The 4,558-nt window shown below is 57.7% G+C and carries 9 protein-coding genes; all 9 read right to left on the bottom strand.

All coding sequences use genetic code 11. The features are described 5' to 3' along the window. The coding region (gene rpsC / locus ACRXB1_RS31175) for a 30S ribosomal protein S3 (RefSeq protein ID WP_449494235.1) at positions 1-738 on the bottom strand (738 nt) is incomplete at its 3' end. A gap of 11 nt (positions 739-749) precedes the next feature. After that, positions 750-1,079 (bottom strand): 50S ribosomal protein L22, encoded by a 330-nt coding sequence (gene rplV, locus ACRXB1_RS31170; RefSeq protein ID WP_031361578.1) that lies wholly within the window; start codon positions 1,077-1,079, stop codon positions 750-752. Between the two features lie 12 nt (positions 1,080-1,091). Continuing rightward, complete coding sequence (gene rpsS / locus ACRXB1_RS31165) at positions 1,092-1,367, bottom strand: 30S ribosomal protein S19 (protein WP_031361579.1); 276 nt, start codon at positions 1,365-1,367, stop codon at positions 1,092-1,094. A 10-nt stretch (positions 1,368-1,377) separates the two neighbouring features. Next, positions 1,378-2,205, bottom strand: a complete 828-nt coding sequence (gene rplB, locus ACRXB1_RS31160; RefSeq protein ID WP_062000488.1) for a 50S ribosomal protein L2 — start codon at positions 2,203-2,205, stop codon at positions 1,378-1,380. 2 nt (positions 2,206-2,207) lie between these two features. Further along, positions 2,208-2,522: a 50S ribosomal protein L23 gene (gene rplW / locus ACRXB1_RS31155; RefSeq protein WP_031361581.1), complete on the bottom strand. Its 315-nt coding sequence runs from the start codon at positions 2,520-2,522 to the stop codon at positions 2,208-2,210. After that, complete coding sequence (gene rplD, locus ACRXB1_RS31150) at positions 2,519-3,139, bottom strand: 50S ribosomal protein L4 (protein ID WP_056355407.1); 621 nt, start codon at positions 3,137-3,139, stop codon at positions 2,519-2,521. Before rplD ends, rplW begins: the two co-directional genes overlap by 4 nt. Then, on the bottom strand, positions 3,139-3,798 hold the full coding sequence (gene rplC / locus ACRXB1_RS31145; protein WP_056355628.1) for a 50S ribosomal protein L3: 660 nt from the start codon (positions 3,796-3,798) through the stop codon (positions 3,139-3,141). Before rplC ends, rplD begins: the two co-directional genes overlap by 1 nt. A 184-nt stretch (positions 3,799-3,982) precedes the next feature. Then, on the bottom strand, positions 3,983-4,294 hold the full coding sequence (rpsJ, locus tag ACRXB1_RS31140) for a 30S ribosomal protein S10 (protein ID WP_056355405.1): 312 nt from the start codon (positions 4,292-4,294) through the stop codon (positions 3,983-3,985). A gap of 137 nt (positions 4,295-4,431) precedes the next feature. Then, on the bottom strand, positions 4,432-4,558 hold a 127-nt coding region (locus ACRXB1_RS31135; protein WP_449492456.1), incomplete at its 5' end, for an EF-Tu C-terminal domain-related protein.

Genomic DNA, 4,558 nt, shown 5'->3' with positions numbered 1-4,558 from the left:
TGGACCACCACCTTCACCGTCACGACGCGGACGGCGATCGCCACCCGGACGTGCGTTGCGGCGCGGACGCTTGTCTTCGGCTACTTCTTCGACCACCGGTGCGTCATTGCGGCCCAGCGTGTCGCCCTTGTAGACCCACACCTTGACGCCGATGATGCCGTAGGTCGTCTTCGCTTCCGAAGTTGCGTAGTCGATATCTGCGCGCAGCGTGTGAAGCGGAACGCGACCTTCGCGATACCACTCCGTACGAGCGATTTCGATACCGTTAAGACGGCCTGCGCTCATGATCTTGATGCCCTGGGCACCCAGACGCATGGCGTTTTGCATCGCACGCTTCATCGCGCGGCGGAACATGATCCGGCGCTCGAGTTGTTGCGTGATCGAATCAGCGATCAACTGTGCGTCGGTTTCCGGCTTGCGGATTTCTTCGATGTTGACGTGGACCGGAACACCCATGCGGCGTTGCAGTTCCGACTTCAACAGTTCGATATCCTCACCCTTCTTGCCGATCACAACGCCCGGACGCGAGCTGTAAATCGTGATACGTGCGTTCTTCGCCGGACGCTCGATGACTACCCGACCAACCGAAGCGTTCTTCAGCTTCTTCTTCAGGTATTCACGAACACCGATGTCTTCCTGCAGCATCGACGCGAAATTGGTGTTGTTCGCGTACCAACGCGACGCCCAATTTCGGCTGACAGCCAGACGGAAGCCTGTCGGATGAATTTTTTGTCCCATCGTATGGCTCCTTAATTCCCGACCGTCACAGTGATGTGACAGGATTGCTTCTCGATGCGGTTACCACGGCCTTTTGCGCGCGCGGTAAAACGCTTCAGGGAAGCGGCCTTGTCGACCATGATGCTCGTTACCTTGAGCTCGTCGATGTCGGCGCCTTCGTTGTGTTCCGCATTCGCGATCGCAGACAACACGACCTTCTTGACAATACCCGCCGCCTTCTTCGGCGAGAACGTCAGAACGTTCAGCGCCTTGTCGACCGGCAAACCACGGATCTGGTCAGCCACAAGACGCGTTTTCTGCGCCGAGATGCGGGCACCGCGATGAATAGCTTTTACTTCCATCTTGATAGCCCCTTATTTCTTGGCCTTCTTGTCGGCTGCATGACCCTTGAACGTACGGGTCAATGCGAACTCGCCAAGTTTGTGGCCGACCATGTTTTCCGAAACATAAACCGGGACGTGTTGACGGCCGTTATGAACGGCGATCGTCAGACCGATGAAGTCCGGCAGGATCGTCGAACGACGCGACCAGGTCTTGATCGGTTTCTTGTCACGCGCAGCTGCGGCAGCCTCAACCTTCTTCAGCAAATGAGCGTCGCAGAACGGACCTTTTTTAACAGAACGTGCCATTGCTTACTCCTTAGCGCTTGTGACGGCGCTGAACGATCATCGTCGTCGTGCGCTTGTTGCTGCGGGTGCGATAGCCCTTAGCCGGGGTTCCCCACGGGCTGACCGGATCGCGACCTGCTGCCGTCTTACCTTCACCACCACCGTGCGGGTGATCGACCGGGTTCATTGCAACGCCACGCACCGTTGGGCGGATACCGCGCCAGCGGTTAGCACCGGCCTTACCGATTTGACGGAGGCTGTGCTCTTCGTTGCCAACTTCACCAATCGTCGCGCGGCACTCGATGTGCACACGGCGAATTTCACCCGAACGCAGGCGAACCTGAGCGTACGTGCCTTCACGAGCCAGCAGCATTGCCGACGTACCAGCCGAACGCGCCATTTGCGCACCCTTGCCCGGCAGCATCTCGATGCAGTGAATCGTCGTACCGACCGGAATGTTGCGGATCGGCAGGGTGTTACCCGAGCGGATCGGCGCTTCCGAACCAGACATCAACGATTGACCCACCGTCGCACCCTTCGGAGCGATGATGTACTTGCGCTCGCCGTCTGCGTACAGAACCAGCGCGATGTTCGCGCTACGGTTCGGATCGTACTCAAGACGTTCGATCTTTGCCGGAATTCCGTCCTTGTTGCGACGGAAATCGACCATACGGTAGTGTTGCTTGTGACCGCCACCCTTGTGACGCGTCGTGATGCGACCGGAGTTGTTCCGGCCGGCGGTCACGGACTGTGCGTCGAGCAGCGCTGCATGCGGCTTGCCCTTGTACAGGTCCTTGTTGACCACCTTGACCATCGCGCGGCGACCCGGCGAAGTCGGCTTAACTTTTACGATTGCCATGATTACTTGGCCTCCGCTTCAAAGTTGATTTCCTGGCCGGGCTTCAGGCAGACATATGCCTTCTTCACGTCTTTGCGCTTGCCCATGAAGCGGCCAAAGCGCTTGGCTTTACCCTTCGTGACCAGCACGTTGACGGAATTGACTTCTACCTTGAACAGCAGCTCGACAGCAGCCTTCACTTCCTGCTTCGTGGCATCGGGCGCGACTTCGAACACAACTTGCTCGTTCTTGTCGGCCACCAGCGTCGCCTTTTCGGAGATCACCGGCGCGAGCAGGACCTGCATCAAACGATGATCGTTCTTGCGAATCTCGCTCATGACAGCAACTCCTCGATCTGGGCGACCGCAGCCTTCGTAATCAGGATCTTCTTGAAGTAGATCAACGAGAGCGGGTCGGCGTAACGCGGCTCGACAACGGCCACGTGGGCCAGATTGCGCGACGCGAGGTACAGGTTTTCGTCGACCGTGTCAGTGATGACCAGGACCGATTCCAGACCCATTGCCTTGAATTTTTCGGCCAGCAGCTTGGTCTTCGGCGCTTCGAGCGTGAGCTCGTCGACTACCGAGATACGGCCTTCACGGGCCAGCTGCGAGAAGATCGAGCAGAGACCTGCGCGATGCATCTTCTTGTTGACCTTGTGCGAAAAGTTTTCTTCCGGCGAATTCGGGAAGATACGGCCACCGCCGCGCCACAACGGGCTCGACGACATACCGGCACGAGCGCGGCCCGTACCCTTTTGGCGCCACGGCTTCTTGGTCGTGTGCTTGACTTGCTCACGATCCTTCTGCGCGCGGTTACCGCTACGTGCGTTGGCTTGATAGGCCGTGACGACCTGATGGATCAGCGCTTCGTTGTAATCGCGACCGAACACGACGTCCGATGCGTTTACACCCGTGCCTTCCTGACCATTGGCGTTCAGGAGCTTAAGTTCCATTATTTCGCTCCTTTCACAGCGCGCGTCTTGACTGCCGGCGTCACGAAAACCTTGCCGCCCTTGGCGCCAGGAACGGCGCCGCGAACCAGCAACAGATTGCGGTCAGCGTCAATGCGAGCGATCACGAGGTTTTGCACCGTAACCGTTTCGTCGCCCATGTGACCCGTCATGCGCTTACCCGGGAAAACACGACCCGGATCCTGCGCCATACCGATCGAACCAGGGACGTTGTGCGAACGCGAGTTACCGTGCGATGCGCGACCCGAAGCAAAGTTGTGACGCTTGATGGTACCGGCGTAGCCCTTACCGATCGACACGCCTTGCACGTCGACTTTCTGACCCACTTCGAAAATGTCCGTACCGATCACGGTACCGTTCGACAACTCGGCAGCCTTTGTGGAATCGATTTGGAATTCTTTGAGGACTTCACCAGCTTGTACGCCGGCTTTGGCAAGGTGACCTGCCAGCGGCTTCGTCACGCGCGATGCGCGGCGAGTACCGAATGCAACTTGAACGGCGATGTAACCATCCGTTTCTACAGACTTGATCTGCGTCACTCGGTTGTCCGACACGTCCAGTACGGTGACGGGAATCGAATCCCCTTCAGGCGTAAAGATACGGGTCATGCCAACCTTGCGACCTACGAGTCCAAGGCTCATCGTTTTCTCCATTCCCAACTGCGATTGGTCGGGGCTGATTTACAAAATGCCGGTCAATTCCTGAGAATCGCACCGACTTTTTTGCGCAAATGCGCGAAAAGCCTTGGAGTATAACAAGGCTTTTCGTTTTCCGCAAGCAATCAAAGACTTAGCGCCACTCCTCGCGAGAGCGGCGCGGTGAAACTTACTGCAACTTGATTTCGACGTCGACGCCAGCCGGCAGGTCGAGCTTCATCAACGCGTCAACGGTCTTGTCCGTCGGGTCGACGATGTCCATCAGGCGCTGGTGCGTACGGATTTCAAGCTGATCGCGCGACGCCTTGTTGACGTGCGGCGAACGCAAAATGTCAAAACGCTGGATACGGGTCGGCAGCGGCACCGGGCCACGTACGATTGCGCCAGTCCGCTTGGCCGTATCGACAATTTCAGCTGCCGATTGATCGATCAGACGATAGTCGAAAGCCTTGAGGCGAATGCGGATTTTCTGGTTTGCCATGACAATTCCTTGAAAAGAGCGAGACGGTGTTGCACCGTCGATTTGGTAAAAGAGCAAGGAGCCGAGCACGCGTAAGGCACGTGCGCCCGGCCCCGGGCACGACTGCTAACTACAGCTTTTGAAGCAAGCTCAGGATTTTACTCGAGAACCTTGGCCACGACACCGGCGCCGACGGTACGACCGCCTTCACGGATAGCGAAGCGCAGACCTTCTTCCATGGCGATCGGAGCGATCAGCTTCACCGTGATCGACACGTTGTCGCCC

The organism is Caballeronia sp. M23-90, assembly GCF_053574605.1.
The sequence above is the reverse complement of the archived record's forward strand: the minus strand, read 5'-3'. Positions and strand labels throughout refer to the sequence as shown.

Excerpts from the sequence above, each read along its gene's own strand:
- rplW (WP_031361581.1), bottom strand. The coding sequence starts at position 2,522 with ATGAGCGAGATTCGCAAGAACGATCATCGTTTGATGCAGGTCCTGCTC.
- rplB (WP_062000488.1), bottom strand. The coding sequence starts at position 2,205 with ATGGCAATCGTAAAAGTTAAGCCGACTTCGCCGGGTCGCCGCGCGATG.
- rplD (WP_056355407.1), bottom strand. The coding sequence starts at position 3,139 with ATGGAACTTAAGCTCCTGAACGCCAATGGTCAGGAAGGCACGGGTGTA.
- rpsS (WP_031361579.1), bottom strand. The coding sequence starts at position 1,367 with ATGGCACGTTCTGTTAAAAAAGGTCCGTTCTGCGACGCTCATTTGCTG.
- rplC (WP_056355628.1), bottom strand. The coding sequence starts at position 3,798 with ATGAGCCTTGGACTCGTAGGTCGCAAGGTTGGCATGACCCGTATCTTT.
- rplV (WP_031361578.1), bottom strand. The coding sequence starts at position 1,079 with ATGGAAGTAAAAGCTATTCATCGCGGTGCCCGCATCTCGGCGCAGAAA.
- rpsJ (WP_056355405.1), bottom strand. The coding sequence starts at position 4,294 with ATGGCAAACCAGAAAATCCGCATTCGCCTCAAGGCTTTCGACTATCGT.